Below are 23,699 nucleotides of genomic sequence, written 5' to 3' on the forward strand. Positions count from 1 at the left end.
GAATAAACTATTGTTTCAACCAGACGCTTGAGGCGACCCAGCCAAATCAATTTCCAAGAAAGCCCAGCTTGTCGAGTTGGCTAGGAGAAACGCGCCCCCTGACGGTGTAGGAAAAAGCGGTAACCTTCAATGCATCACTATCGACTTCGCAGGTGAATGCTACTCTCTGCCAGCCATTGGGAGTCTGCACGGCGACGCCGTCTCCAAACAGAGCAGCATCGGAAACCATCGCCTGCGATAGCGCGGAATTCACATAGCCAATAGCCTGCAAATCGTGGCGGTATTGAAGTTTTTCCTCCGAATTGCAGAGATAGGCCACGCGTTGGCGCCGTGGCAACTTCTTCCAAGCGTCGTATTCGCTTTTGGACAGACGCGCCATCTCGGCACCTGAATAAAGCTTCTTGGCCTGAATAGCTCGCTTCGGCGCAACCGATTTGGGAGCTTGCGGCTCGGTAACCAATGCAGTGCCGCCTTCAGCCGGGTTACTTTGGCCTCCCGAAGCAGACTGGCTTTGAGCACTCTGCTGTGAAGGAGATGGCTTCACCGCCGGAACAACAATCTGCGGCGGGTCTTTCGCTTCGTCCGTGGCCTGCTCGGCAGGAGACTGCTGCTGCGGATCGGATGATGGTGGGGCAGGAGCTTGTGCTTGCGGATCATTCTGATCTGCCGCTGGGGTCTGCGGTGGCTGCACTTGCGAATCCGAAGGTTCGTTGGTCGCCAGGACGTCTGGTGCGGTCGACGAGGCTTTCGCGGACGAGTCGCTTGCCGGCGGTTGGGCCGCATTTGTCTGCGGATCCTTAGCGTCAGCTGGCTGCTGCGCTTCCTGCGCTTCCTGCCGCGCCGCCTGTGCCTGAGCCTCGGCTTGCGCAGCCGCCTGAGCATCCGCTTGTTGTTCAGCCGCAGCATCGTTCGGAGGCGTTGGGGGGTTATCGTCCTTCGACTGTTCCGACGCGTCTGCCTGCTGCGTGGTATTTGCGTCCTTCTGATCGCCCTTCATGTCCGGAAGCGGCGTTTCGGTCGCAGAAGGCTGCTGTTCCGCTTTCTCAACAGGCTTCTCAGCGCCGGGATCATCAGGTTTGGGCTCAGACTTCGCCTGCTCTACAGGCTTATCAGCCTTGGCCTCGTCAGGCTTGGATGCAGGCTTCTCTGCCTGCTTCTTGCCCTCAGGGTTGGATTGCTTTGGCGGCTGTTCGTCCGCCTTCTTTCCCTCCGGCTGCTGAGGCTCCTGTTGAGCGTCCGCCGTCTGCTCTGCCGGCTTCTCGTCAGGTCTTGGCGTCGGTTTGGGAGGCTGGTCGGGCTTCTCATTCGCCTTCGTCGCCAGTTCCTGTTTTTCCTCCTGCTGCGGCACCAGCTCGACATTGACGCTCTGCTCGGGCTTCGCCTCTGGCGGCGCGGGAAACAGCGGCAGCAAAAAGAGCGCGACAAACAGGACGTGCAGAAGGATCGACAGGACAAAGCCCGGCCTTATCTCCCTATCCCGTTTTTCCGCGCCCTTTTCCATCGTTCAGCCGAGGACTCGCGCAGAGAAAGCAATCAAGAGGAAATTGCGCATCGATTCATTCGATCCTTGCTGGCAAACAGATCAGAAGACTTTTCGGTCGCTGACATATGGTACCCGACCACACGCCGGGAAAGAGGTATCGGCCGAAATCGAACTTGTCAGGCATCTGCGCGATCCGCAATGGCGCAAAAACAAACCTGCGTGATCGCGCAGCGCGGGATAGCCGCATCTCCCGCTAGAAGAACTCATCCAGTAGCCGATAATAGGCCATCTTTTCGGCCTGCGGTTCAAAATCGCCATAGGCTTTCAAAAACTCGCCAACCAATTCCTGTCCGAAATTGTGCTCGACGCTACCGCAGGCCAGCGCGATATCCTGATGACGATCAGCCACGCCGAGGCGGCCGCAATCGATATAACCGCTGAATCTATCGCCATCGACTACGAAATTCGGAAGGCAGGCATCGCCATGAGTGACGACAAGATCCTCCGTCGGCGGTCTCGTGGCCTGAAGTTCGCGGAAAAGATCCGCCGCCGACTTTCCGAGGCGGGCCTCATCAAAGTCGTCCTCATCGACGCGGCCGGCAAGCAAGTGTGCCCTTGCCGTGCCCATTCTGCTCTCCAGTCGATGATCGAAAGGGCAGGCAGCGATATCGACTGAGTGCAATCGCCGCAAAGCACCCGCGAAAAGCCGCACCCGCTCAAGCGGCTGTAACCACTCGGCGTTGACGAAATCGCTGCCGGGAAGAGCGCTCATCAAAAGCCATTCGCGTTCGCCGTCCTTCTCATGGGCAATGATATCAGGGCACACAAGGCCCTGCGAGGCGAGCCATCGCAGCCTCGCAACCTCGCCTGCCAATTCACCCAACGGATCGACCAGCTCGCTCTTGAGATAAACAGGCACGCGTCCATCAGCCTCAAGTCGGAAAACATGGGCCGAAGAGCGCCCGAGCGCATCCTGCCGCCATTCATATCCAGCCAATGCATCGCGTAGCCGCATTGGGATGGCTGTTTCCATGAATTGCGGCTTGCTCGCCATGATCACCCTCTTTGAATCCGATATCGCCAATGAAAAGCCCGGCTCGCTTTCGCGAACCGGGCCTGGCTTTGTAAACTACCGATGTCGGCTTGCGCCAGACCTCAACTGTCGAGGAAGCTCCGGAGCTTGCGGCTGCGGCTCGGGTGCTTCAGCTTGCGCAAAGCCTTGGCTTCGATCTGGCGGATACGTTCGCGCGTGACCGAGAACTGCTGGCCGACTTCTTCGAGCGTGTGGTCGGTGTTCATGCCGATGCCGAAACGCATACGCAACACGCGCTCTTCGCGCGGCGTCAGCGATGCCAGAACGCGGGTCGTCGTTTCGCGCAGGTTTGCCTGGATGGCGGCGTCGATCGGCAGAAGCGCGTTCTTGTCCTCGATGAAATCGCCGAGATGCGAATCTTCTTCGTCACCCACCGGGGTTTCGAGCGAGATCGGCTCCTTGGCGATCTTCAGAACCTTGCGCACCTTTTCGAGCGGCATGGCGAGCTTTTCGGCCAGTTCCTCCGGCGTCGGCTCACGGCCGATTTCGTGCAGCATCTGGCGCGACGTACGGACGATCTTGTTGATCGTTTCGATCATGTGCACCGGAATACGGATGGTGCGCGCCTGGTCGGCGATCGAACGGGTGATCGCCTGACGAATCCACCAGGTGGCGTAGGTCGAGAACTTGTAACCGCGGCGATATTCGAACTTGTCGACCGCCTTCATCAGGCCGATATTGCCTTCCTGAATGAGGTCGAGGAACTGCAGGCCGCGGTTCGTGTACTTCTTGGCGATGGAGATGACGAGGCGCAGGTTGGCTTCGACCATTTCCTTCTTGGCGATGCGCGCTTCGCGCTCGCCCTTCTGCACCATGTGAACGATACGGCGGAATTCCGAGATCGAAATACCGGTTTCGGTCGCAAGATTCTGAATTTCCTGGCGAATATCGCGGATCGTCGTGTTTTCGCTCTTGGCGAATTCCTTCCAGCCGCGCGCGGCCAGATTGCCGATCGACTTCATCCAGTTCGGGTCGAGTTCGGCGCCCTGATACTGCTCCAGGAAGCTGTCGCGCTTGACGCCGTAGGATTCGGCAAGACGCAGCAGGCGGCCTTCGTTTTGAACGAGACGCTTGTTGATGTCGTAGAGCTGCTCAACGAGCGCGTCGATGCGGTTCTGGTTCAGCGACAGAGACTTGACCGACTTGACCAGCTCATCCTTGAGTTCCTTGTAGCGGCGTTCCTGGGCGGAGGACAGCGTGCCGGAGGCCGACAGGCGCTGCTCGACCTGCTGGTCCTGCAGCTTGCGCAGCTTCTTGTAGGTTTCGGCGATGATGTCGAGCGTCGTCATGACCTGCGGACGAAGCTCGGCTTCCATCGCGGCGAGGGAGAGGTTGGACTCATCTTCGTCCTCTTCCTCCTCCTCGATCGGTAGACCTTCGCCGCCGACATTGGTGATGTCGTCGTCGCCGGAAGGAGCACGGCCGCGACGTGCCTTTTCCTTCTCTTCGGCCGCCTTGCGGTCAGCCTCGATCTTCTCCGGGCTCTGGAACTGCGGGGCAGCCTTGGCCTCGGGACCGGAATAGGTGGTTTCGAGATCGATGATCTCGCGCAGCAGCGTCGTGCCTTCGTTGAGTTCGTCGCGCCAAATAATCAGCGCCTGGAACGTCAGCGGGCTCTCACAGAGGCCGCCGATCATGGTTTCGCGACCGGCTTCGATGCGCTTGGCAATCGCGATTTCGCCTTCGCGCGACAGAAGCTCGACGGAGCCCATTTCGCGCAGATACATGCGTACCGGGTCGTCCGTGCGGTCGGTCGGTTCTTTCTTCTTTGCGGTCGCGAGCGCGGAACCGGTGGATGGGGCCAATTCGCCGCCTTCACTGTCGTCATCGCCGCCGGCATCGTCGTCGTCGCTGGCCGCAGCGCCAGCCTCTTCGACGTCTTCGTCCTCAATGACGTTGATGCCCATGTCCGAAAGCATGGCCATCGTATCTTCGATCTGTTCGGACGTCACTTCCTCGGACGGAAGAACGGCGTTGAGCTCGTCCATCGTCACATAGCCGCGCTTCTTCGCGGCCTTGATCATCTTCTTGACCGCGTCGTCGGAAAGATCGAGAAGTGGGCCGTCGGAGGTGCCGTCGCGCTCGACTTCAGCTTCTTCGTTCTCTTTGACCTTTGTTGCCATCTTTATATCGTCGCTTTCCCTGACGCTGCAAACTTACACGCGGTGAAACAATCACACTGACTGGCGCGCCCTGCACCAGCCGCGACTCACCGACGAACACCTAACGGAATGACCTTTAATGCCCAATTAACCACGATCACCGCCACCGGAGTGCAAAGCTGGATTGCGTTTGGATTTCCGGCCATGATATCAGGTGATCCGCTTGATCCAGTTTTACCGTTCTTTCCGAAGTCAAACGGTGATTCCCAGAATTTTAGTTCTCGTCAAGCTTTTCCAGCAAAAAAGCCCGTTAAATGCGCGAAAAAGCCTTATCCACAGGCTCCGCACGCAGCGATTTAATGTTTCCCGTATTTAGGAAGTCCCCACGCGATGACAAGAGCATTCTGAGCAAAGCCTCACATTTCCAGCATCGGCAGGTATTACCGAGGCCGGAAGTGTGTCCGAATGGCATCAATTCCAGTCCATGACGACCTTGCCGGAATTGCCCGAGCGCATTGCTTCGAAACCATCGCGGAAATCATCGATGCCGATACGATGCGTGATGAGGGGCGATACATCGAGACCGCCTTGCACGAAGGCGATCATCTTGTACCAGGTCTCGAACATCTCGCGGCCATAAATGCCCTTGAGGTTCAGCATCTTGAAGATGACCTTGTTCCAGTCGATCTCGAAGCCGGCCGGCGCGATGCCGAGAATGGCGATTTTGCCGCCATTGTTCATCTTGTCGATCATGTCGCGGAAGGCGGGAGCCGCGCCCGACATTTCCAGACCGACGTCAAACCCCTCGGTCATGCCGATGGACTTCATCACATCTGCGAGGTTTTCCTTGGAGGCGTCGACGACATGATCGATGCCGACCTTGCGGGCAAGTGCCAACCGGGTGGGATTGATATCGGTGATGACGACCTTGCGCGCACCGGAGCGCTTGGCGACCATGGCCCCCATGATGCCGATCGGCCCCGCACCGGTCACCAGCACGTCCTCGCCGACCAGATCGAAGGAGAGCGCGGTGTGGACCGCATTGCCGAACGGGTCGAAAATTGCCGCGATCTCATCCGGGATGTCATCGGGAATCGGCACGACGTTGGATTCGGGAATGCAGACGAACTCGCCGAAGGAGCCGGGGCGGTTGACGCCGACGCCGAGCGTGTTACGGCAGAGATGGCCCCTGCCCGCTCGGCAGTTGCGACATTTGCCGCAAACGATATGACCTTCGCCCGAGACGCGCTCACCGACATGATATTTCGTCACGGACGAACCGATCTCAGCGATCTCACCGCAAAATTCATGGCCGACGACCATCGGAACAGGAATGGTCTTTTGCGCCCATTGATCCCAGTTCCAAATATGGACATCGGTCCCGCAGATCGCCGACTTCTTGACCCGGATCAGGACATCGTTCGGCCCGACTTCGGGAACCGGCACATGCTCCATCCACAGCCCGACCTCCGGCTTGGATTTGACCAACGCTTTCATCATGTTCGACATGATCGGTTCTCTCCAACCAATTCAAATGATTCCAAGTTCTTTTCCGGCTTCGGCAAAGGCCGCGATCGCCTTTTCGACATCGGCCTTCGAATGAGCGGCCGACATCTGCGTGCGGATGCGCGCCTGCCCCTTGGGCACCACAGGGAAGGAAAAGCCGATGACATAGACGCCCTTCTGCAGCATGAGCGCCGCCATGTCCTGCGCGAGCTTCGCGTCGCCGAGCATGACCGGGATGATCGGGTGATCCGCCCCCGCCAGCGTGAAGCCGAGCTTGGTCATTTCACGGCGGAAGAGTTCGGCATTGCCTTGAAGGCGCGCGCGCAACTCGCCGCCGTTTTCGATCAGATCGAAGACCTTCAGCGAGGTGGCGGCGATGACCGGTGCCAGAGTATTGGAAAACAGATAGGGACGCGAGCGCTGCCGCAGCCACTCGACGATTTCACCTCTGGCCGACGTATAGCCCCCGGACGCCCCGCCAAGCGCCTTGCCGAGTGTGCCGGTGATGATGTCGATCCGGCCTTCGACGCCGCAATATTCCGCCGAGCCCCGACCATGCTCGCCGACGAAGCCGACCGCGTGGCTGTCATCGACCATGACCATCGCGCCATATTTTTCCGCCAGATCGCAGACGCCGCCGAGATTGGCGATGATGCCGTCCATCGAAAAGACGCCGTCGGTCGCGATCAGCTTGAAGCGGCTGCCTTCGGCCTTCTTCAGCTCCTCTTCAAGCGCTGCCATGTCGTTGTTGGCGTAACGGAAGCGTTTGGCTTTGGAGAGCCGCACTCCATCGATGATGGAGGCATGATTAAGGGCATCCGAGATGATGGCATCTTCTTCCGAAAGCAGCGTCTCGAACAGCCCGCCATTGGCATCGAAGCAAGAGGAATAGAGGATCGTCGCTTCCCTGCCGAGGAAAGCTGAAATCCGCGCCTCGAGCTGCTTGTGCTCTTCCTGCGTGCCACAAATGAAACGTACCGAGGCCATGCCGTAGCCATAGCGATCGAGCGCCTTCTTCGCGGCCTCGGCAAGTTCCTCATTGTCAGCGAGGCCGAGATAATTGTTGGCGCAGAAATTGAGGACGCGCGCGCCACCAAGCACGGCGATTTCGCCGGCCTGCTTGGAGGTGATGACGCGCTCGGCCTTATAGAGGCCGGCTTCTTTCAGGCCGAGAAGCTCGTTGCGCAAATGGGATATGAACGCTGAAGTCATGGTCGCATTCCGATGCTGGTCAAAGGGCCTAATTCATGAAGGAATAACATAGGATCCGGCCCGTTGCTGCATCCGACAGCGGCAAAAATGCGCAACGACGTGACGTCTGCGCGATAGGCGGCAGTTTCGATATTATCTGTCAAAGCGGACTGAATACACGCAACTTTCCAGCCAGCCCTCATTGCTCACTATCTCAAAAATTACTTGACTCAGTCCAATATTTCACAGCAGATTAGCGTTACTCTGAAAATAAGGGAGAGCCATGAGCATATTCCATAGATTCTCCCTCGCAGGACGGGTTGCCCTCATCACCGGAGGCGGACGCGGGCTCGGATTCGAAATCGCGAAGGCTCTTGCCGATGCCGGCGCTCACGTCATCGTCAATGGGCGAACCGCAGCGACATTGAATACGGCCGTCGGGATCATCCAGGCGAGAGGTGGCTCCGCAGAAACCGCCGCCTTCGATATTTCCGATCGCGACGCTCAGCACGCAGCAATAAGTGACATCGAAAACAACCACGGCCGGCTCGACATATTGATCAACAACGTCGGTGCGCGCGACAGGCGCCCGCTGGCCGACTTCGACGACGAGGCGATTCTCGCCTTGCTCAACACGGATCTCGCCGCCTCGATCATGCTCTCCCGCGATGCCGCGCGCTTGATGAAACGAAACAATCATGGGCGGCTGATCTCGGTCACTTCGATCAGCGGTCAGGTCGTCATGCCGGGTGACTGTGTCTATCCCGCCGCCAAGCAGGGCCTGACGGGCCTCATGCGCAGCATGGCTGTGGAATTTGGCCCTCACGGCATCACAAGCAACGCCATCGCACCAGGCTGGTTCGCAACGGAAACCAACGCGGCCATGGTCGCGAACGAAGACCTGATCCCCATCGTGCGCCAGCGCATACCCGTTCAGCGCTGGGGACGTCCGGACGAGATTGCAGGCGCCGCACTGTTCCTCGCCAGCGACGCCGCATCCTTCGTCAACGGCCATGTCCTGACCGTGGATGGGGGCATGACGGTGCGCATGTAGCTGCCAAACCGCCTGGCCAGCACGCTCCGCCGCCAGAGATCAACGACTGACGAAATCCGAGATGACGGCAAGGAACGCATCGCCGTAGCGTTCGAGTTTTGACTGACCGACGCCGGAAATCCCCAGAAGCGTCTTATGATTTTTCGGCCGCTCCGTCGCAAAGGCGATAAGGGTCGTATCCGGAAAAACGACATAAGGCGGCACGCCCAATTCCTTGGCGATCCTGGTGCGCTCGGCGCGCAGCGCATCGAAGAGAAGCTGGTCTTCGCCGGTAAGACCGTGAGCCTGCTTCTCCGGTCGTCCCGCCTTCTTGCCGCGACGGCCCGTTTCGGGCCGATCCTTGCGGAAGAAGATCTGCCGTTCGCGCTTGAAGACAGCCCTTGCCTGCTCCTCGAGCTTCATGGCACCGAAGGCCGTGTGGTCGATGCTGATGAAACCGCTCGCCAGCAACTGCCGGAAGATCGATTGCCAGGTGCGGGCGGGAATATCCTTTCCCGCGCCGAAAACCGGCATGTCGACATGGCCGAAGCGCTCGGTCTTCTCGTTGACGGTGCCCATCAGCACATCGATGACATGGCCGGTGCCGAAACGCTCGCCGGTGCGATAGACGGCGGCGAGCGCCTTGATCGCCGCTTCCGTCCCGTCCCAAGTCTCGACAGGCTTGAGGCAGGTATCGCAATTGCCGCAGCCGCCGCCGTGCGCCTCACCGAAATGCGCGAGGATCGACTGCCGCCGGCATCCGGCCGTTTCACAAATGGCGAGCAGCGCATTGAGCTTTGCCCGCTCGACACGCTTGATCTCCTCGGATGCCCCGCCTTCATCGATCATCCGCCGACGCTGGATGACGTCGGCCATGCCATAGGCCATCCAGACATTCGAGGAGAGGCCATCACGCCCGGCTCGTCCCGTCTCCTGATAATAGGCTTCCACTGAACCCGGCAGATCGAGATGGGCCACATAGCGCACATTCGGCTTGTCGATGCCCATGCCGAAGGCAACCGTCGCCACGAGGCACAGGTCTTCCTCTTTCAAGAAGGCATCCTGATTGGCATCGCGAAGCGCTCGATCCATGCCGGCATGATAGGGAAGTGCGCGGATGCCCTGCCCATTGAGCCATTCTGCCGTATCTTCGACCTTGGCGCGCGAGAGGCAATAGACGATGCCGCTATCGCCACGATGGCCGTCGAGAAAACGCAGCAATTGCTGGCGCGGCTGATCGCGCTCGACAATCTCATAGGTAATGTTCGGACGGTCGAAGCTGGTGGTGAAGACCTTGGCATTGTCGAGCGACAGCCGTTCGATGATGTCGTCGCGCGTGTGCGGATCGGCCGTTGCCGTCAGGGCGATGCGCGGGACGCCGGGAAAGAGCTCGGCAAGCCTGCCGAGATCGCGATATTCCGGCCTGAAATCATGCCCCCATTGCGAGACGCAATGCGCCTCGTCGATCGCGAAAAGCGCGATCTTCGCTCTGCCAAGTATCTGGCAGAAGCCTTCCGTCGCGATACGTTCCGGCGTCACATAGAGCAGATCGAGCTTGCCGGCGGAAATAGCGCGATAGACATCACTAGCTTCCTCGCGCGACAGCGACGAATTCAATGCGGCCGCCCGAATGCCGAGTTGCTTCATCGCCTCCACCTGATCCCGCATCAGCGCAATCAGCGGCGAGACGACGATGCCGATGCCATCGCGGCAGAGCGCGGGAATCTGGAAGCACAGCGACTTACCGGCACCGGTCGGAAACAGCACGACCGCATCGCCGCCGGAAACGACATGCTCGACCACTTGCTGCTGCTTGCCGCGAAAGGCGGAATAGCCATAAACACGCTTCAGGACATCGAGCGGCGCTGGCGCACCGGTATGCTCGGCGAACAACGCCTCGTCTGCGGAAAATCGCGGCTCTTGTCTTTCAGGCTGAGGCATCTATTCCCTATTTTCCAGCGGCACCTTTGACGCGACCGGAGAGCACGCCGAAGCCATCGATGATCGCTTCCTGGTTTTCCAGCCGCAGTGCCTCGAGCTGCACTTCCTGCAAGGCGCGAATCAATGGCTCGATCGCTTCACCGTCGCCTTCTTCCGTCGCCTCGGCAATAGCACCCTCCAGCTCGATCTTATGCCAGCGCAATGCTTTCGAGCGCTTATGGAGCGCGAGCGCCTGGCGATACCCCTCGCGCGCATCCTCCATGGCGGCCTCCTCGGTCGCCGTCCACAGACGGGCATTGCGAATCTGCTGCTCCAGACCCTTCAGCAAGGCGCCGAAATCCTGTTCTTCTAATTGCTCGACCAGTCGCTCGCGGACGAGCTGAGGCCCGACAAGAGTTGCGGCTGCCCCGAGAACCGCGGACCAGAGCCGCTGCAACTCACGGCTGTCATAATCGATCGCGGCAATCTCGTCATATTCGTCCTGCAGCAGCGCCGGATGGTTGACGATGGTCAAAGCCAGCACGCTTTCGCGAAGGCTCGGAATATCCTGATGTCCCTTGATCATGGCCGAGCGCTGCAGGCGGTCGGATGCCGTCGTTGTCATTGCGGCCCCAACACGTGCCTGCCCGCTGCGACCTGCGAAGTTGCGGCCATTGCCGTCACGGGAAAAACCACGCCCCCGCTGGCCGCCCCGCTGGAATTGCGGCTGGAACAGCCCGTTCAGCCGCTCGCGCATATTCTGCTGATAATGACGGCGCACATCTTCATCGCCGATGACCGAAACAATGCGCCGCAATCGCGCTTCCAGCTCCGCACGCGCCTCCGGCGTCTCGAAGGTGCCGCTGCCGGCTTCCCTCGTCCAGATGAGCTCAGCAAGCGGCTTTGCCTGCGCCAGCACCTTGTCGAACGGCGCACGCCCATCCTGCCGCACGAGATCGTCAGGGTCCTTGCCATCGGGCAATAGCGCAAAGCGCACGGTGCGGTTCGGTTTGATGTGCGGCAGCGCCAGATCGGCAGCACGATTGGCGGCACGGATGCCGGCACCATCGCCATCGAAGCAGAGCACCGGCTCCGGTGTCATCTTCCACAGGAGATCGAGCTGGCTCTCCGTCAGTGCCGTGCCGAGCGGCGCAACCGCATTCTCGACGCCGGCCTGATGCAGCGCGATGACATCCATATAACCTTCGACTGCTATAATCGTGCCAGCGCCGTCGGCACCCTGAGCAGCGCGGCGGGCGCGAGTGAAATTGTAGAGCACGTTGCCCTTGTGAAAGAGCTCTGTCTCGTTGGAATTCAGATATTTCGCTGGTGCATCCGGCGACATGGCGCGGCCACCAAAGGCGATCACCTTTTCTCTGGAAGAGAGAATCGGAAACATGATGCGGTCACGAAACCGGTCATAGGAAACCGGCACGTTCTCGTGCACGACAAGGCCACAGGCCTCCATCTGTTCCTTCAGCACGCCCTTGCCGGCAAGATGCTCTTTCAGCGCGTTGCGGCTATCGGGCGAATATCCGAGGCGGAACGTTTCGATGGTGCGACCGCTGAGGCCGCGATCACGCAGATAAGCCCTCGCCCGAGCCCCATTGGCCGTCTGCAACTGATCCTGAAAGAACTGCGTCGCCATCTCCATGACATCGAGCAGCGAGGTGCGTTCCTTCTCTTTCTTCGCCTCCATCGGATCCGCAACGGGCATGGGAACGCCGGCCATGTCGGCGATCTGCTGCACTGCTTCTGGAAAGCTCAGGCCCTCCAGCTCGGTCAAAAAACGGAAGTGATCGCCCGTCACGCCGCAGCCGAAGCAATGATAACGCCCCTTGCGGTCCTCGCAGTGGAAGCTCGGCGACTTCTCGCCGTGGAAGGGGCAGCAAGCCCAGTAATCGCCGCGCGGCACATTCGTCTTGCGCCTGTCCCAGGTCACACGACGACCGATCACGTCCGAAATCAAGACGCGGTCGCGAATCTCGTCGAGAAACGTATTGGAAAATCGCATGGCTACCTCTGGCTCATCCCATATAAACAGGAATACCAGGCATTGCCACGATGACCCGACCGCCTCCCACGCTATTCACAGCCCTTTGTCGGCGATTGCATTCTCGCCATTCGATCACAACTCCGTGAACACGGCGACACATTTATCCGCATTCGTGTCGAAATCCACGGCTGCGTTCGACAGGCCTGAAACGCTCAAAAATCGCCTCGGCGTGACCGAAACTGGTAGGGTTATGTCCATAGGAGTAACTATTTCGTCCGCGAAAATCCGCCAAAAAGCAAAGGCTTGCGCAGCCTATTGTCGATAAACGCGAATAAGAGCACTGCAATAGACAATCAATGGCTGCAAAGCAATGACGCCCGCGGGACACTCTCTGACGGCGCATTTGCGGCAAGGTTTGTAAGCCAAACATTATTTTTTTGTAATTTGATTGTTCGTGTGCGCCGCAATAGCGTTCTTCTCACAGGGCGAGACAAGCCGGCGAAGAAACTTCTTTGCGACGCGACATGCCGAGACGCCCTGACGAACCGGAAGCCACCAGGTACGGGCTTTCAGTTTAGGAGAGGGAAATGCGCATTCTGATCGTACCCTTGGCAGCAGCGGCCATCTTCGCCACAGCGACCTACAGCTCGGCCACGATGGACAGCGGCGCCAGCGAAAAGAATGTGCTCTATGCCGGTGCGGGATATCAGTTGCCGGCGAATATGAAAGTTCCTGCCCTTACGGCAGGCGTAAAGGTTCAAATGTCCGAACTGCCGCCGCAGGCATTGGCTTTGCCCCAGCAGATTAGGATCTTCAGATAAGTTCAGCAGATACTCAGGTGGGGCACCATCCCTACCCCCGGCGCCGCCCCACCTGAGTGCCTTTGCAAAAGACGTTTGATTTTTGGGCCCCACCCTGCGTCATCGAACGTCAGCAAAGCGCAAGAAGGCAGGAGCTCCCCCAGCTCCTGCCTTCTCTAATTTTGGGCCATCTCAATTTCGCGACAACACGAGCATTGAACATAGGCTGCGGACCATCTTTGGTTCGTCGGCGCAAGTATCTTGACGCAACGACCTCGATCGATATCTTTTATTATCTACGTATATGCGATCTTAGTAATTATCTCGTCAGACAATTTGAAACTTTGTTCAGCTGATCGGAGACGGTTGCATGTCTTTATCCGCGAAGGAACTTGTTCAAGACCCCAAATTTTTCACGGAAATCCTCGATTATACACGAGAGATTATATCCACTTATGATGAGAATCAGCGCGTATGCTCTGTCTTTGCTTCGCAGCAACGCTGGCTGATGGCGCTCGCCGGCTTCGCCCTTTATTGCGGCGGCATCGATGGAGAACCGCCCGGCATTCATGCCAATCGCTTCGCCAACTATATCGTCGAACATGAAATCGCCAGCCACAACACCGCGCTCAGCTTCATTCAGGAGATGCTGGCTCTCGGTTTTCTGCGCTATCTGCCGGTCACGAGCGACAGGCGCGCGCGGCCGATGCAGCCGACGGAAGAGGCAGCAATGCAGCTTGCGAAATGGATGAGCATCCATCTTTCCGTGCTGGATCGATTGGATGGCGGCAAGCGCAACGCCCTGTTCAGCAAAAAACCGGAGCTCATTGGTCTGCTACAGCCCCCGATCTCGGTCGGCATCATAGAAAATGACGACCTGCGCAATCCGGGAGAAACGTTCGATCTGTTCACCTGGGCAAATTCAGGCGGCATCATCATGGATTATCTGATCTCCCGCATCGTCACGATCAACACGACGACTCAGAAAGCGGTCATCGGGCCGGTGGCCTTTACGGATATCTGCAACCGGTTTCTCATCTCCCGAACAAATGCAAAGCGACTCATGAACAAGGCCATAAAGATGCAAAGCGTCGGATGGACGGGATCGCCGGGGCGGAGCCAGCTTTGGCTCTCCACTGCTTTCATTGAGGAATATCGGAACTATCAGGCGGGGAAGCTCGCCATCATAGACGCCGCCTGGCAAACTATCCTCGGCACGCGGCCGGTCCGCATGCCGAGGGTGAAACAGAGTTTTACTTCAGCAGTTCCTTAAGGATGGCCGAGGCTTTTGCGAAATCCATCTGGCCGGCATAGCGCTCGCGCAGGGCGGCCACACACTTGCCCATATCCTTCAGGCTCTGCGCGCCGAGTTCTGCGACAATCGCAACGCAGATCTCACGCACCTTTTCTCCGGAAAGCTGCTCGGGCATGAAGCCCTGGATGACGGCGATCTCTTCGCGCTCCTTGTCGGCGAGCTCCGGGCGGCCGCCGTCGATGTAGATCTTCACCGATTCCTCGCGCTGCTTGATCATCTTGGCGAGCAACTGCAGGATCTCATCCTCGCTCGCCTGTTCCTTGCCGAGACCGCGATTGGCAATGTCCTTGTCCTTGATCGCAGCAAGGATGAGACGGACGGTCGAAAGCCTCGCCGTATCCTTTGCCTTCATGGCGTCCTTCTGGGCATTGGAAAGGGTTTCGCGGATCATGTCTCTAAACTCCTTGAAGCAGGCCGGCGACGATCGCCCCGGCCACTTATGTCATGTTGCTGTCTCTTAAACCAACAGTGCCGATCAACGCAATTGTGCCCGGAAGCCCGAATTCCCTATCAGGAAAGCGAAAGCGCGCATTGACCGGCTCGCCTTGTTTAGCTATGTCCATCACCTGCACATTAGATCGATAGGAAGATCTCAAGCCGCGACCTCGGTCGACGGCTGCACCTTGCTACAAACATGGCGGAACCGCCGGTCTCTTCAAGGCCGCGCCCGACGCCGGAAACGGGATGACTATGACCGCCACAGCCCCATGGACCACTGAAAAGCCGACCGCCCTCCTCGTTCTCGCGGATGGCACCGTGATCGAAGGCAAGGGTATCGGCGCGACCGGCAAGGTCCAGGCCGAAGTCTGCTTCAACACGGCGCTGACGGGTTATGAAGAGATCCTGACCGACCCCTCCTATCTCGGCCAGATCGTCACCTTCACCTTCCCGCATATCGGCAATGTCGGCACCAACGATGAAGATATCGAAGACCTGACACCGGCCGCCCGCCACGGTGCCGTCGGCGTCATCTTCAAGGCCGATATCACCGATCCCTCGAACTACCGTGCCGCCAAGCACCTCGACCAGTGGCTGAAGGCGCGCGGTATCATCGGTCTCTGCGGCATCGACACCCGTGCGCTGACCGCCTGGATCCGCGAGAACGGCATGCCGAATGGCGTGATCGCTCACGATCCGAACGGCGTCTTCGATATCGAGCAGCTGAAGGCGGACGCCAAGGCGTGGAGCGGTCTCGAAGGTCTCGATCTCGCCAAGGTCGCCTCCTCGGGTCAGTCCTCGCAATGGTCGCAGACGCCCTGGGTCTGGAACGAAGGCTATGGTGAACTCGGCGCCGACGACGCCAAGTACCATGTCGTCTGCCTGGATTACGGGGTCAAGCGCAACATCCTGCGCCTGTTTGCCGGCCTCGATTGCAAGGTCACCGTCCTGCCGGCGACGGCTTCGACGGATGACGTGCTTGGTCTCAAACCGGACGGCATCTTCCTGTCCAACGGTCCTGGCGACCCGGCTGCGACGGGCGAATATGCCGTACCGGTCATCAAGGACCTGCTGAAGACCGAAATCCCGCTCTTCGGCATCTGCCTCGGCCATCAGATGCTTGGTCTGGCGCTCGGCGCCAGGACTGCGAAAATGCATCAGGGCCATCACGGCGCCAACCATCCGGTGAAGGACCACACGACGGGCAAGGTCGAAATCGTTTCGATGAACCACGGCTTCGCAGTCGACTCCAACTCGCTGCCGGAAGGTGTTGAGGAGACTCATATTTCGCTCTTCGACGGCAGCAATTGCGGCCTGCGCGTATCGGGCAAGCCGGTCTTCTCGGTGCAGCATCACCCTGAAGCGTCACCCGGCCCGCAGGATAGCCACTATCTTTTCCGCCGCTTCATCAACTTGGTGCGCGAGAAGAAGGGCGAAGAAGCCCTGGCCGAACGCGCCTGATAAAAGCCGACCATCCAATCGCATGAGAAAGCCTCGGATTGGTACCAATCCGAGGCTTTCTTTTTGTGCGTCAACTTGGGAGGTCTTTCGTCACATATGTTCATGCTTGCCAGAGCTCAGGCTTGCAGGCGGCGCTGCTTGACCACTTCGAGCTCGCTCATCAGGATTTCTTCGAGGAACTCGAAATCCGATTGTCCGAATTCAACGAAGCCGAATCTCAGCTTATAACCCCAATTCTTGTCCTGCGTGAAATCGAGCCAGCCCAGGAGCGGACGAAGCGGCTGTTCGGGCGCATCAAGCCAATCGACATCCTTGCGATAAGCTTTTCCGCAACCCATCTCGGCGAGATAAGGCTCACCCTCACGGACAAAGCCGATGGCTGTGAAGCTTTGAAAGCCGTCCCTCTCGCCCATCTTGACGGATGGGGAGTAGTAGACGATGCCGTCGCCCGGCTTGATGCGCTTCAAGGGGGCCCGCTTGCCATGATTCACTTGCATGAAGCCATGTTCGCGCCCAATGCGTACATGCTCAGCACTGGCCACAGCCAACCAATAGGACTTCTGCTCCGGCTCCGGTCGCCGGGACGAAGTGTTGGCGTGCGGCAGGAGGCGTACAGCTGCCCCCCGATTGATCTGGTCGTCCCGCGGGAAAAGCGCGGCATCGTTACGATTACTTGCCTTGAATAACATGGTCGTCTCCCGTCTTTGGTATGTCACCAATATAGACGACCATGCTGTCAAGTTTTGTCAGTAGTCTCGCAACGCAACGAAGACCGTCGCTATCAGGCGGCAGCCTTCTCAGCCCGTACGAGAATGTAGAACCGGGCGCACAGCATCGCCGCCGCAGAGGCAAGGCCGAGCAGGAAGCCGAACCAGATGCCGATGCCGCCGAAGCCGAGCGGAAACGCCAGCAGCCAGGCGAGGAAGAAGCCGATCGGCCAATAGGCGATCAGCGCCAGGATCATAGGCACGCGCGCATCCTTCAGCCCGCGCAGCAGGCCGCTCGCAATCGCCTGCAGCCCATCGACGAGCTGGAAGAAGCCGGCGACGACAATCAGCGGTGCGGCAAAGGCAAGCACCTGCGAGGCCTCGGCCGAATGGACGTCCAGGAACCAGCTTGCCAGCCAGGATGGCACGGTTGCAAACAGGATGCTGCCGCAAACCGCAATGCAACTCGAAACGATGAGCACCACGATGGCCGCGCGCTTCAGGCCGAAATGATCGCCCTGGCCGTGCGCGACGCCGACGCGCACGGTCGCCGCCTGGCTGAGGCCGAGCGGGATCATGAAGGCGATCGAAGCCCACTGCAGCGCGATACCGTGGGCAGCAAGCTCGATCGTGCCGATCTGCCCCATCAGCAGCGATGCCGCGGTGAACAGGCTGACCTCAGCCAGAACCGTCACACCGATCGGAAAACCAAGCCGGATGACATCCCACAAAGCATGCCAGTCGGGCCGCCAGAATCGGACGAAGATCTCGTAGCGCCGCGTTTCCTGGTGGGCCTGCACGTAACCGACGATGAAGAGAAATCCGGCCGTCTGCACGGCGACGGAGACAATGGCCGCGCCATGCAGCCCCATCGCCGGCAAGCCGAAATGTCCGAGCACCAGGATATAGGCCAGCACGGCATTCATGACCAGCATGGCGATGGTGACCTTGAGGATGATGCCGGCACGGCCGATGGCGCTGACCAACGCCCGGATGACATTGTAGAGCAGCCCCGGCAACACGGCGAAGTGGCCGATATCGATATAGCCGCTCGCCAATTTCGCGACGTCAGGCTTTTGTCCGGCCGCCAGCAGAATCTGTTCGGAATAGAAAAATGCCGGCTGCACCAACAACCAATAGGCCGTTACGACCCACAGGCCCATACGCAGCGCACGGCGCACCGAGGTAACGTCGCCTCTGCCATAGGCCTGTGCCACCAGCGGCATGACCGCGATGGAAAAGCCCGAACCGAAAACCAGGATCGTGAACAGGAACTGCGCGGAAAGCACCATTGCAGCAAGCTGCTCGGCGCCGAGCCGGCCGACGATCATCACGTCAGTGGTGTTGATGCCGAGCTGCGCCAATTGCGCGCCGATCAGCGGAATGCCCAGCGCAAGCGTTGCGCGAACATGTGCAGACCACGAATTATCATTGTCATGCGCGTAAGGGCGCGCAGGTACCGGCATATCCATAGCGAAGACTCGATCTTTAGAATCGCGCGGACCGCCCTACCCATGCGTGCGCGAGCCTGCCGCATTAACGCAACTTAGCTTAAAAAGCCAGCAGACAAGCCCATGATGCTAAAGAATTCATCGGAGCATCAAAATATCTGATGATTTTTTAGGCTGCCTCGCCCGCCTGTGATTGTGCGACCGCCTTCGGTTCCGTCTTGCGAACCTTCATCACAAGCACGACAAGCCCGCCGACCACCAGAATTGCGCTCATGATGAAGGGAGCACCGGCAAAAACGACGGGTGCGGTCGGCGCGGTATAATACTGAAACAGATAGGGAAACAGCACCGGCCCGATGATGGCAGTAATACTCGTCAGGCTACCGAGCGCTCCCTGCAATTCGCCCTGTGCGGAAGGCGGAACCTTGCTGGCTGCAATCGATCGCAAAGGCGCATCCGCCACGTTTTCGATGACAGTCAGGACGATAACCGCGTAAACCATCCATCCTTGCCATGAGAAGGCGTAACCGATCAGACCAAGACAGGAAAACACCATTCCGAGCACTGCGGTCTTCCACTCACCGAGCACAGGCACGAGCCGCGGCAGTACCAGACCCATGGCGATGGCGGCACCGATTCCATAGACGGCGAGCGAGAAGCCGATCTGCCCTTCTCTCCAGTCATAGCGATAGGAGGTGACGAAAGCCCATACGGCCGGATAGACGCCGTGCGCCAGCCAGTTCAGGAACATCACGACGCAGACCCAGCCGATGCCCTGGTAGCGGCGCATCTGTCTGAGCGCGCCGAATGGATTGGCGCGTGTGATCTCGAAGGGCCGGCGATGCTTGGCATCCAGCGTTTCCGGCAAGAGGAAATAGGCGCCGACGAAATTCAGGAAGGCCAGAGCCGCCGCGCCGTAGAAAGGCACGCGCGGCCCGAACTCGCCGAGGAAGCCGCCGATAACCGGGCCAAGCACGAAACCGACGCCGAAAGCCATGCCGATCAGGCCGAAATTCTTCGCGCGGTTTTCGTCATTGCTGATATCGGCGATATAGGCCGAGCAGGTCGAGAAGCTTGCGCCGCTGATGCCGGCAAGAATGCGGCCAACGAACAGCATCCAGTAGGAGCCGGCAATCGCGCAGATGAAATTGTCGATGGCGAATGTCAGTACCGAAGCAAGCAGAAGCGGGCGGCGGCCGAAACGATCGCTCAGATTGCCGATCAACGGCGAAAACAGGAACTGCATGGCGGCATAGGCCAGCAGCAGCCAGCCACCCTCGGTCGCCGCCGTGCTGACCGAGGCACCCGTCAATTCCTCAAGATATTTCGGCATGACCGGCATGATGATCGCGATGCCGATGACGTCGAGGAAGAGAATGAGGAAGACGAGGAACAGGCCCCGACGGGCGAATTTCTGATCGATCATGGAGGTGCCTTCTGGCGGCTCCGTCTCGATGAAAGAGACAGAACGTGAACGAAAAACCGGAGCGTCCCCCATACATAAAGATTTTGGCGGAAACAATCCGTGAACGCTTCAATCTTATTGATTTATTGACCGGTTTTTTTGATCTTCGGCGCAAAGCGACTATCTGTCGCGACTGCGTTTCTGCTCGCGATTCAGGAAATCGACGAAGGCTCTGAGTGGCGCCGGCATGTGCCGCCTGCTGGCGTAATAGAGAAACGGACCGGAAAAGACCGTGTCCCACTCTTCGAGGATTGGCACCAGCTCCCCGCGGGCAATTTGCGGCTCAAGAAATTCCTTGAATGTTCGGATGATACCCAAGCCGGCCGCGGCCGCGCTGCGTTCGATATCGATCGAATTCGTCGCAACGACCATCGGCGGGGCGATGAAGATCGTCTCGCCGTTTCTTTCGAACTCCCAGGGAACGACGGATCCGCTCAGGAAGCGATGACGGATGCAGCGATGCTCCAATATATCGCGCGGATGCCTCGGCGTGCCATTTGCCGCGAGGTAGGCCGGTGCCGCAGCCGTAACATAATACTGTTGCCGCGGCCCGATCGGCACGGCGATCATGTCCTTCTCCAGCCGCTCATCATAGCGAATACCGGCATCATAGCCAGCCGCCACGACGTCGATGAAACTATCCTCGGCAACGATTTCGACCGAGATCGCCGGATATTCCCTCAGGAAACGGCTGATGATATCGGGCATGACGACCATGGCAGCAACCGTCGGAACATTCAGCCGCAACGTTCCGCCGACGCTGTCGCGAAAGCTGTTGATGTCATCGAGCGCGACGGCGATCTCGCTCATGGCCGGCGTCAGGCGCTCCATCAGTCGCTCTCCCGCCTCCGTCGGCGTGACGCTTCTCGTCGTGCGATTGAGCAGGCGGACCGCCAGCCGCTCCTCCAGCCGGCGAACCGCTTCGCTCAACGAGGAGGCGGAAACGCCGCGCCTGCGCGCTGCCTCACGAAAGCTGCGCTCGCGGGCGACGGCGGTAAAGGCGACCAGATCGGCCAGCGGCAAATCATCCATTGTACGAAATTCCAAACAACCCGTTTCGATTTACCTGGATTATCGCACAGGCATCGATGGAGTAAATATGACAATAGAAGCCATCGTGAGATGGCGCACGCCTTAGCCAAGGAGAAGCAGGATGGAAAAAACTCAACTGGGTAGGGCCGGCCCGCAGGTATCGGCTCTGGGCCTCGGCTGCATGGGCATGTCCGGCATGTATGGCCCGTCCGATCGCACAGAAAGCATAGCCACCATCCATGCCGCGCTCGACGCCGGGATCAACCTGCTGGATACGGGTGATTTCTACGGCATGGGCCACAACGAGATGCTGATCGGCGAAGCCATCAAGGGATTGAAGCGGGACGATTTCCTGCTGAGCGTCAAGTTCGGCGCACTCCGCGATCCCTCCGGCGCATGGCTCGGTTACGATGCCCGGCCGGCGGCGATCCGGAATTTCGTCGCCTATTCGCTGCAGCGGCTCGGGGTCGATCACATCGATATCTACCGCCCTGCCCGTCTCGACCCGAACGTGCCGATCGAAGATCAGATCGGCGCGATATCGGATCTCATCAAGGCAGGCTACATCAGGCATATCGGCCTGTCGGAAGTCGGCGCTGACACCATCCGCCGCGCCGCTGCCATCCATCCGATCGTTGACCTGCAGATCGAATACTCGCTGATATCGCGCGGCATAGAAGACAAGATCCTGCCGACCTGCCGTGAATTAGGGATCGGCATCACCGCTTACGGCGTGCTTTCGCGCGGTCTCATCAGTGGCCACTGGCAGAAAGATAATGTCCAAAAGGGCGATTTCCGCACGATAAGTCCGCGCTTTCAGGCCGGAAACGTCGAAAAGAACCTGGAACTGGTCGAAGCTTTGCGCGGGATCGCCGAGGCAAAGGGCGCCAGCGTTGCGCAGATCGCAATCGCCTGGGTCGCAGCCAAGGGCAAGGACATCGTCCCGGTCATAGGCGCCCGTCGCCGCGATCGCCTGACGGAAGCCTTGGGCGCGTTCTCGGTTGAATTGTCACAACCCGATATGGCCGCAATCGAACGCGCGATCCCGAAAGACGCTGCAGCCGGCGGCCGTTATCCGGAAGCACAGCTGACGCATCTCGACAGCGAGAAATAATGCGCCAAAGGCTTGCCCGCTCGCCGGTATCACGGGAGCGGGCAAGCAAGATCAGACCGGATTATTCAGCGTATCGCAATCCGAGAGCTTGCCGGAATCAAAGCCCTGTTTGAACCACTTCACGCGTTGCGCCGACGTGCCGTGGTTGAAGCTGTCGGGAACGACATAGCCTTGCGTGCGCTTCTGCAGTGTGTCGTCGCCGATCTGCTGCGCCGCATTCAGCGCCTCTTCGAGATCGCCGGCCTGCAGGATGCCCTTCTGCTGGGTGAACTTGCCCCAGATGCCGGCGAAGCAATCCGCCTGCAGCTCGATGCGCACCGACATCTTGTTGGCATCCACTTCGCTCATGTTGCGGCGGGCCTGATTGAATTTCGGCAGGATTCCGAGCAGGTCCTGCACATGGTGGCCGACCTCATGTGCGATCACATAGGCCTGCGCGAAATCGCCGGACGCGCCGAACTGATCCTTCATCTGCTGAAAGAAAGCCATGTCGAGATAGACCTTCTGATCGCTCGGGCAGTAGAACGGACCGGTAGCCGCGGAAGCCTGACCGCAGGCCGAAGGGAAGCTGCCGGAAAACAGCACGAGCTTCGGATCGGTATAGGTCTGACCCATTGATTTGAAGATGCCGGTCCAGGTGTCTTCCGTATCGGCAAGAACGGTCGCGACGAACTGCTTCATCTCGTCGTTGGCCGGCTGCCCGCCTCCACCGCTGTTGGAGGTGCTCTGCTGATATCCGGAGCCGCCACCTTCCAGCATGCCGCTCTGCTGCAGCAGGCCGATGACATCGACGCCCATGGCTCTCAAGATCAGGAAGATCACGATAAGCACGATAATGGTGCGGAAGCTCAAGCCACCGCCACCGATCCCTCCGCCCGGAAACCGGAAGCCGCCGCCACCCATCCCGCCGCCCATCGGCGATGAGCCGCGTTCGTCTTCGATATTGTCGGATTGCCGACGCCCCTTCCAATCCATAGTGCACCTCCTGGCGATGCCTAAAATCAAAGTCCCTTGAGGCATTTATATATCCAGGATGTGTAACAAAGCCAGTTAGCTATCGACAGAACATCAGCTTAAACGCCGTCGCCGCCATATTTCTTTGGACATGGGCCATAAAAGCGCGATGGCTATACCTGCCGCGACCAGAAATGGCGCAATTTCATCGCCATGGAAGGCCACCTTGTTGATTATCCGCCCCGGAAGAAAGGTAAAAGCTCCGGCACCCGCGATGCCACCGAAGTAAAGGCCTCTGACGATGCGCTTATGCGCGTCAATATTGTGCTTGCGGGCATTGGCGATCGCTCCCCAGCAACCGAAGAGAACGAATATGGAGAGCAGGTGGATGGGACTGAAGCCGTAGAACATGTTGATCTGATGGATGAAAAAGCTCGATAGCGCGGTCACCACCATCAGGACCAGCCAAATCTTGCCCAGCAGGCGATGTCTTGGCGTTCCCTTGGGCCTGACAAAAAGATAGGCTCCAAGCAAGGCGGCCGGAACGACCGCCGCGACATGGATCTGGATCGCGATTGGGGCATCAAAAAGCGGTTCGAACGTCATGATCTCTATCCGGTTGAGTTTACCGAGCCTTT

General features: G+C 59.0%; 20 protein-coding genes. 6 read left to right on the top strand and 14 right to left on the bottom strand.

Annotated elements, in window-relative coordinates:
• Positions 1 to 46: 46 nt before the first annotated feature.
• The 3 genes from AC13RC_RS12310 to rpoD form a co-directional block, all read right to left on the bottom strand.
• Positions 47 to 1,501 carry a DUF930 domain-containing protein gene (locus AC13RC_RS12310; RefSeq protein WP_488557278.1) on the bottom strand — a complete coding sequence of 485 codons (1,455 nt, stop codon included), beginning with the start codon at positions 1,499 to 1,501 and terminating at the stop codon, positions 47 to 49.
• Positions 1,502 to 1,736: 235 nt separating this feature from the next.
• Entirely contained in the window at positions 1,737 to 2,537 is an 801-nt protein-coding gene (locus AC13RC_RS12315; protein WP_488557279.1) for an APH(3')-II family aminoglycoside O-phosphotransferase, read from the bottom strand.
• A 101-nt stretch (positions 2,538 to 2,638) separates the two neighbouring features.
• A complete protein-coding gene (rpoD, locus tag AC13RC_RS12320; RefSeq protein ID WP_113332283.1) occupies positions 2,639 to 4,699 on the bottom strand; it encodes an RNA polymerase sigma factor RpoD in 2,061 nt (686 codons plus the stop codon).
• A gap of 108 nt (positions 4,700 to 4,807) precedes the next feature.
• On the opposite strand from rpoD, the gene AC13RC_RS12325 reads away from it, so the two are divergent.
• Positions 4,808 to 5,038, top strand: a complete 231-nt coding sequence (locus tag AC13RC_RS12325) for a hypothetical protein (RefSeq protein WP_145316595.1) — start codon at positions 4,808 to 4,810, stop codon at positions 5,036 to 5,038.
• Positions 5,039 to 5,149: 111 nt separating this feature from the next.
• Here the strand turns inward: AC13RC_RS12325 and tdh are convergent, their stop codons facing one another.
• Positions 5,150 to 6,187, bottom strand: a complete 1,038-nt coding sequence (gene tdh / locus AC13RC_RS12330) for an L-threonine 3-dehydrogenase (protein ID WP_488557280.1) — start codon at positions 6,185 to 6,187, stop codon at positions 5,150 to 5,152.
• 21 nt (positions 6,188 to 6,208) lie between these two features.
• Positions 6,209 to 7,396 carry a glycine C-acetyltransferase gene (locus tag AC13RC_RS12335; protein WP_488557281.1) on the bottom strand — a complete coding sequence of 396 codons (1,188 nt, stop codon included), beginning with the start codon at positions 7,394 to 7,396 and terminating at the stop codon, positions 6,209 to 6,211.
• Between the two features lie 262 nt (positions 7,397 to 7,658).
• Here AC13RC_RS12335 and AC13RC_RS12340 point away from each other — a divergent pair, with 262 nt between their 5' ends.
• Positions 7,659 to 8,429 (top strand): SDR family oxidoreductase, encoded by a 771-nt coding sequence (locus AC13RC_RS12340; RefSeq protein ID WP_488557282.1) that lies wholly within the window; start codon positions 7,659 to 7,661, stop codon positions 8,427 to 8,429.
• A gap of 39 nt (positions 8,430 to 8,468) precedes the next feature.
• Here the strand turns inward: AC13RC_RS12340 and recQ are convergent, their stop codons facing one another.
• Both recQ and dnaG read right to left on the bottom strand, forming a co-directional pair.
• On the bottom strand, positions 8,469 to 10,349 hold the full coding sequence (recQ, locus tag AC13RC_RS12345; RefSeq protein WP_488557283.1) for a DNA helicase RecQ: 1,881 nt from the start codon (positions 10,347 to 10,349) through the stop codon (positions 8,469 to 8,471).
• 7 nt (positions 10,350 to 10,356) lie between these two features.
• The gene (dnaG, locus tag AC13RC_RS12350; RefSeq protein WP_488557284.1) at positions 10,357 to 12,342 is read right to left on the bottom strand and encodes a DNA primase; all 1,986 of its coding nucleotides are present in this window, start codon (positions 12,340 to 12,342) and stop codon (positions 10,357 to 10,359) included.
• 569 nt (positions 12,343 to 12,911) lie between these two features.
• Between dnaG and AC13RC_RS12355 the strand changes: the two genes are divergently transcribed.
• The gene (locus AC13RC_RS12355) at positions 12,912 to 13,145 is read left to right on the top strand and encodes a hypothetical protein (protein WP_092711581.1); all 234 of its coding nucleotides are present in this window, start codon (positions 12,912 to 12,914) and stop codon (positions 13,143 to 13,145) included.
• Between the two features lie 349 nt (positions 13,146 to 13,494).
• Positions 13,495 to 14,397 carry a hypothetical protein gene (locus AC13RC_RS12360; RefSeq protein ID WP_488557285.1) on the top strand — a complete coding sequence of 301 codons (903 nt, stop codon included), beginning with the start codon at positions 13,495 to 13,497 and terminating at the stop codon, positions 14,395 to 14,397.
• Here AC13RC_RS12360 and AC13RC_RS12365 read toward each other — a convergent pair.
• Positions 14,378 to 14,830 carry a GatB/YqeY domain-containing protein gene (locus AC13RC_RS12365; protein WP_488557286.1) on the bottom strand — a complete coding sequence of 151 codons (453 nt, stop codon included), beginning with the start codon at positions 14,828 to 14,830 and terminating at the stop codon, positions 14,378 to 14,380. The two genes, AC13RC_RS12360 and AC13RC_RS12365, sit on opposite strands and share 20 nt — an antisense overlap.
• Before the next feature lie 299 nt (positions 14,831 to 15,129).
• On the opposite strand from AC13RC_RS12365, the gene carA reads away from it, so the two are divergent.
• On the top strand, positions 15,130 to 16,338 hold the full coding sequence (gene carA / locus AC13RC_RS12370; RefSeq protein WP_113332276.1) for a glutamine-hydrolyzing carbamoyl-phosphate synthase small subunit: 1,209 nt from the start codon (positions 15,130 to 15,132) through the stop codon (positions 16,336 to 16,338).
• 116 nt (positions 16,339 to 16,454) lie between these two features.
• On the opposite strand, the gene AC13RC_RS12375 is transcribed toward carA, so the two are convergent.
• The 4 genes from AC13RC_RS12375 to AC13RC_RS12390 form a co-directional block, all read right to left on the bottom strand.
• Positions 16,455 to 17,027: an EVE domain-containing protein gene (locus AC13RC_RS12375; RefSeq protein WP_488557287.1), complete on the bottom strand. Its 573-nt coding sequence runs from the start codon at positions 17,025 to 17,027 to the stop codon at positions 16,455 to 16,457.
• 92 nt (positions 17,028 to 17,119) lie between these two features.
• Complete coding sequence (locus tag AC13RC_RS12380) at positions 17,120 to 18,517, bottom strand: MATE family efflux transporter (protein ID WP_488557288.1); 1,398 nt, start codon at positions 18,515 to 18,517, stop codon at positions 17,120 to 17,122.
• A 148-nt stretch (positions 18,518 to 18,665) separates the two neighbouring features.
• Entirely contained in the window at positions 18,666 to 19,922 is a 1,257-nt protein-coding gene (locus tag AC13RC_RS12385) for a TCR/Tet family MFS transporter (protein ID WP_488557289.1), read from the bottom strand.
• A 159-nt stretch (positions 19,923 to 20,081) separates the two neighbouring features.
• Positions 20,082 to 20,993 carry a LysR family transcriptional regulator gene (locus tag AC13RC_RS12390; RefSeq protein WP_113332273.1) on the bottom strand — a complete coding sequence of 304 codons (912 nt, stop codon included), beginning with the start codon at positions 20,991 to 20,993 and terminating at the stop codon, positions 20,082 to 20,084.
• A gap of 121 nt (positions 20,994 to 21,114) precedes the next feature.
• Here AC13RC_RS12390 and AC13RC_RS12395 point away from each other — a divergent pair, with 121 nt between their 5' ends.
• Positions 21,115 to 22,107: an aldo/keto reductase gene (locus tag AC13RC_RS12395; protein WP_488557290.1), complete on the top strand. Its 993-nt coding sequence runs from the start codon at positions 21,115 to 21,117 to the stop codon at positions 22,105 to 22,107.
• Positions 22,108 to 22,158: 51 nt separating this feature from the next.
• Here the strand turns inward: AC13RC_RS12395 and ypfJ are convergent, their stop codons facing one another.
• Both ypfJ and AC13RC_RS12405 read right to left on the bottom strand, forming a co-directional pair.
• Positions 22,159 to 23,082 carry a KPN_02809 family neutral zinc metallopeptidase gene (gene ypfJ, locus AC13RC_RS12400; RefSeq protein WP_488493421.1) on the bottom strand — a complete coding sequence of 308 codons (924 nt, stop codon included), beginning with the start codon at positions 23,080 to 23,082 and terminating at the stop codon, positions 22,159 to 22,161.
• Between the two features lie 93 nt (positions 23,083 to 23,175).
• Positions 23,176 to 23,667 carry a DUF2306 domain-containing protein gene (locus tag AC13RC_RS12405; RefSeq protein WP_488557291.1) on the bottom strand — a complete coding sequence of 164 codons (492 nt, stop codon included), beginning with the start codon at positions 23,665 to 23,667 and terminating at the stop codon, positions 23,176 to 23,178.
• Between the last annotated feature and the right edge of the window lie 32 nt (positions 23,668 to 23,699).

The organism is Martinezella sp. CNPSo 3890, assembly GCF_057784455.1.

Bases quoted from the DNA above. Each gene is read 5' to 3' on its own strand.
- AC13RC_RS12390 (WP_113332273.1), bottom strand. From the start codon at position 20,993: ATGGATGATTTGCCGCTGGCCGATCTGGTCGCCTTTACCGCCGTCGCC.
- recQ (WP_488557283.1), bottom strand. From the start codon at position 10,349: ATGCCTCAGCCTGAAAGACAAGAGCCGCGATTTTCCGCAGACGAGGCG.
- carA (WP_113332276.1), top strand. From the start codon at position 15,130: ATGACCGCCACAGCCCCATGGACCACTGAAAAGCCGACCGCCCTCCTC.
- AC13RC_RS12340 (WP_488557282.1), top strand. From the start codon at position 7,659: ATGAGCATATTCCATAGATTCTCCCTCGCAGGACGGGTTGCCCTCATC.
- AC13RC_RS12360 (WP_488557285.1), top strand. From the start codon at position 13,495: ATGTCTTTATCCGCGAAGGAACTTGTTCAAGACCCCAAATTTTTCACG.
- tdh (WP_488557280.1), bottom strand. From the start codon at position 6,187: ATGTCGAACATGATGAAAGCGTTGGTCAAATCCAAGCCGGAGGTCGGG.
- AC13RC_RS12310 (WP_488557278.1), bottom strand. From the start codon at position 1,501: ATGGAAAAGGGCGCGGAAAAACGGGATAGGGAGATAAGGCCGGGCTTT.
- rpoD (WP_113332283.1), bottom strand. From the start codon at position 4,699: ATGGCAACAAAGGTCAAAGAGAACGAAGAAGCTGAAGTCGAGCGCGAC.
- AC13RC_RS12395 (WP_488557290.1), top strand. From the start codon at position 21,115: ATGGAAAAAACTCAACTGGGTAGGGCCGGCCCGCAGGTATCGGCTCTG.
- AC13RC_RS12405 (WP_488557291.1), bottom strand. From the start codon at position 23,667: ATGACGTTCGAACCGCTTTTTGATGCCCCAATCGCGATCCAGATCCAT.
- AC13RC_RS12365 (WP_488557286.1), bottom strand. From the start codon at position 14,830: ATGATCCGCGAAACCCTTTCCAATGCCCAGAAGGACGCCATGAAGGCA.
- AC13RC_RS12375 (WP_488557287.1), bottom strand. From the start codon at position 17,027: ATGTTATTCAAGGCAAGTAATCGTAACGATGCCGCGCTTTTCCCGCGG.
- AC13RC_RS12325 (WP_145316595.1), top strand. From the start codon at position 4,808: ATGACCTTTAATGCCCAATTAACCACGATCACCGCCACCGGAGTGCAA.
- AC13RC_RS12315 (WP_488557279.1), bottom strand. From the start codon at position 2,537: ATGGCGAGCAAGCCGCAATTCATGGAAACAGCCATCCCAATGCGGCTA.
- ypfJ (WP_488493421.1), bottom strand. From the start codon at position 23,082: ATGGATTGGAAGGGGCGTCGGCAATCCGACAATATCGAAGACGAACGC.
- dnaG (WP_488557284.1), bottom strand. From the start codon at position 12,342: ATGCGATTTTCCAATACGTTTCTCGACGAGATTCGCGACCGCGTCTTG.
- AC13RC_RS12380 (WP_488557288.1), bottom strand. From the start codon at position 18,517: ATGGATATGCCGGTACCTGCGCGCCCTTACGCGCATGACAATGATAAT.
- AC13RC_RS12385 (WP_488557289.1), bottom strand. From the start codon at position 19,922: ATGATCGATCAGAAATTCGCCCGTCGGGGCCTGTTCCTCGTCTTCCTC.
- AC13RC_RS12355 (WP_092711581.1), top strand. From the start codon at position 12,912: ATGCGCATTCTGATCGTACCCTTGGCAGCAGCGGCCATCTTCGCCACA.
- AC13RC_RS12335 (WP_488557281.1), bottom strand. From the start codon at position 7,396: ATGACTTCAGCGTTCATATCCCATTTGCGCAACGAGCTTCTCGGCCTG.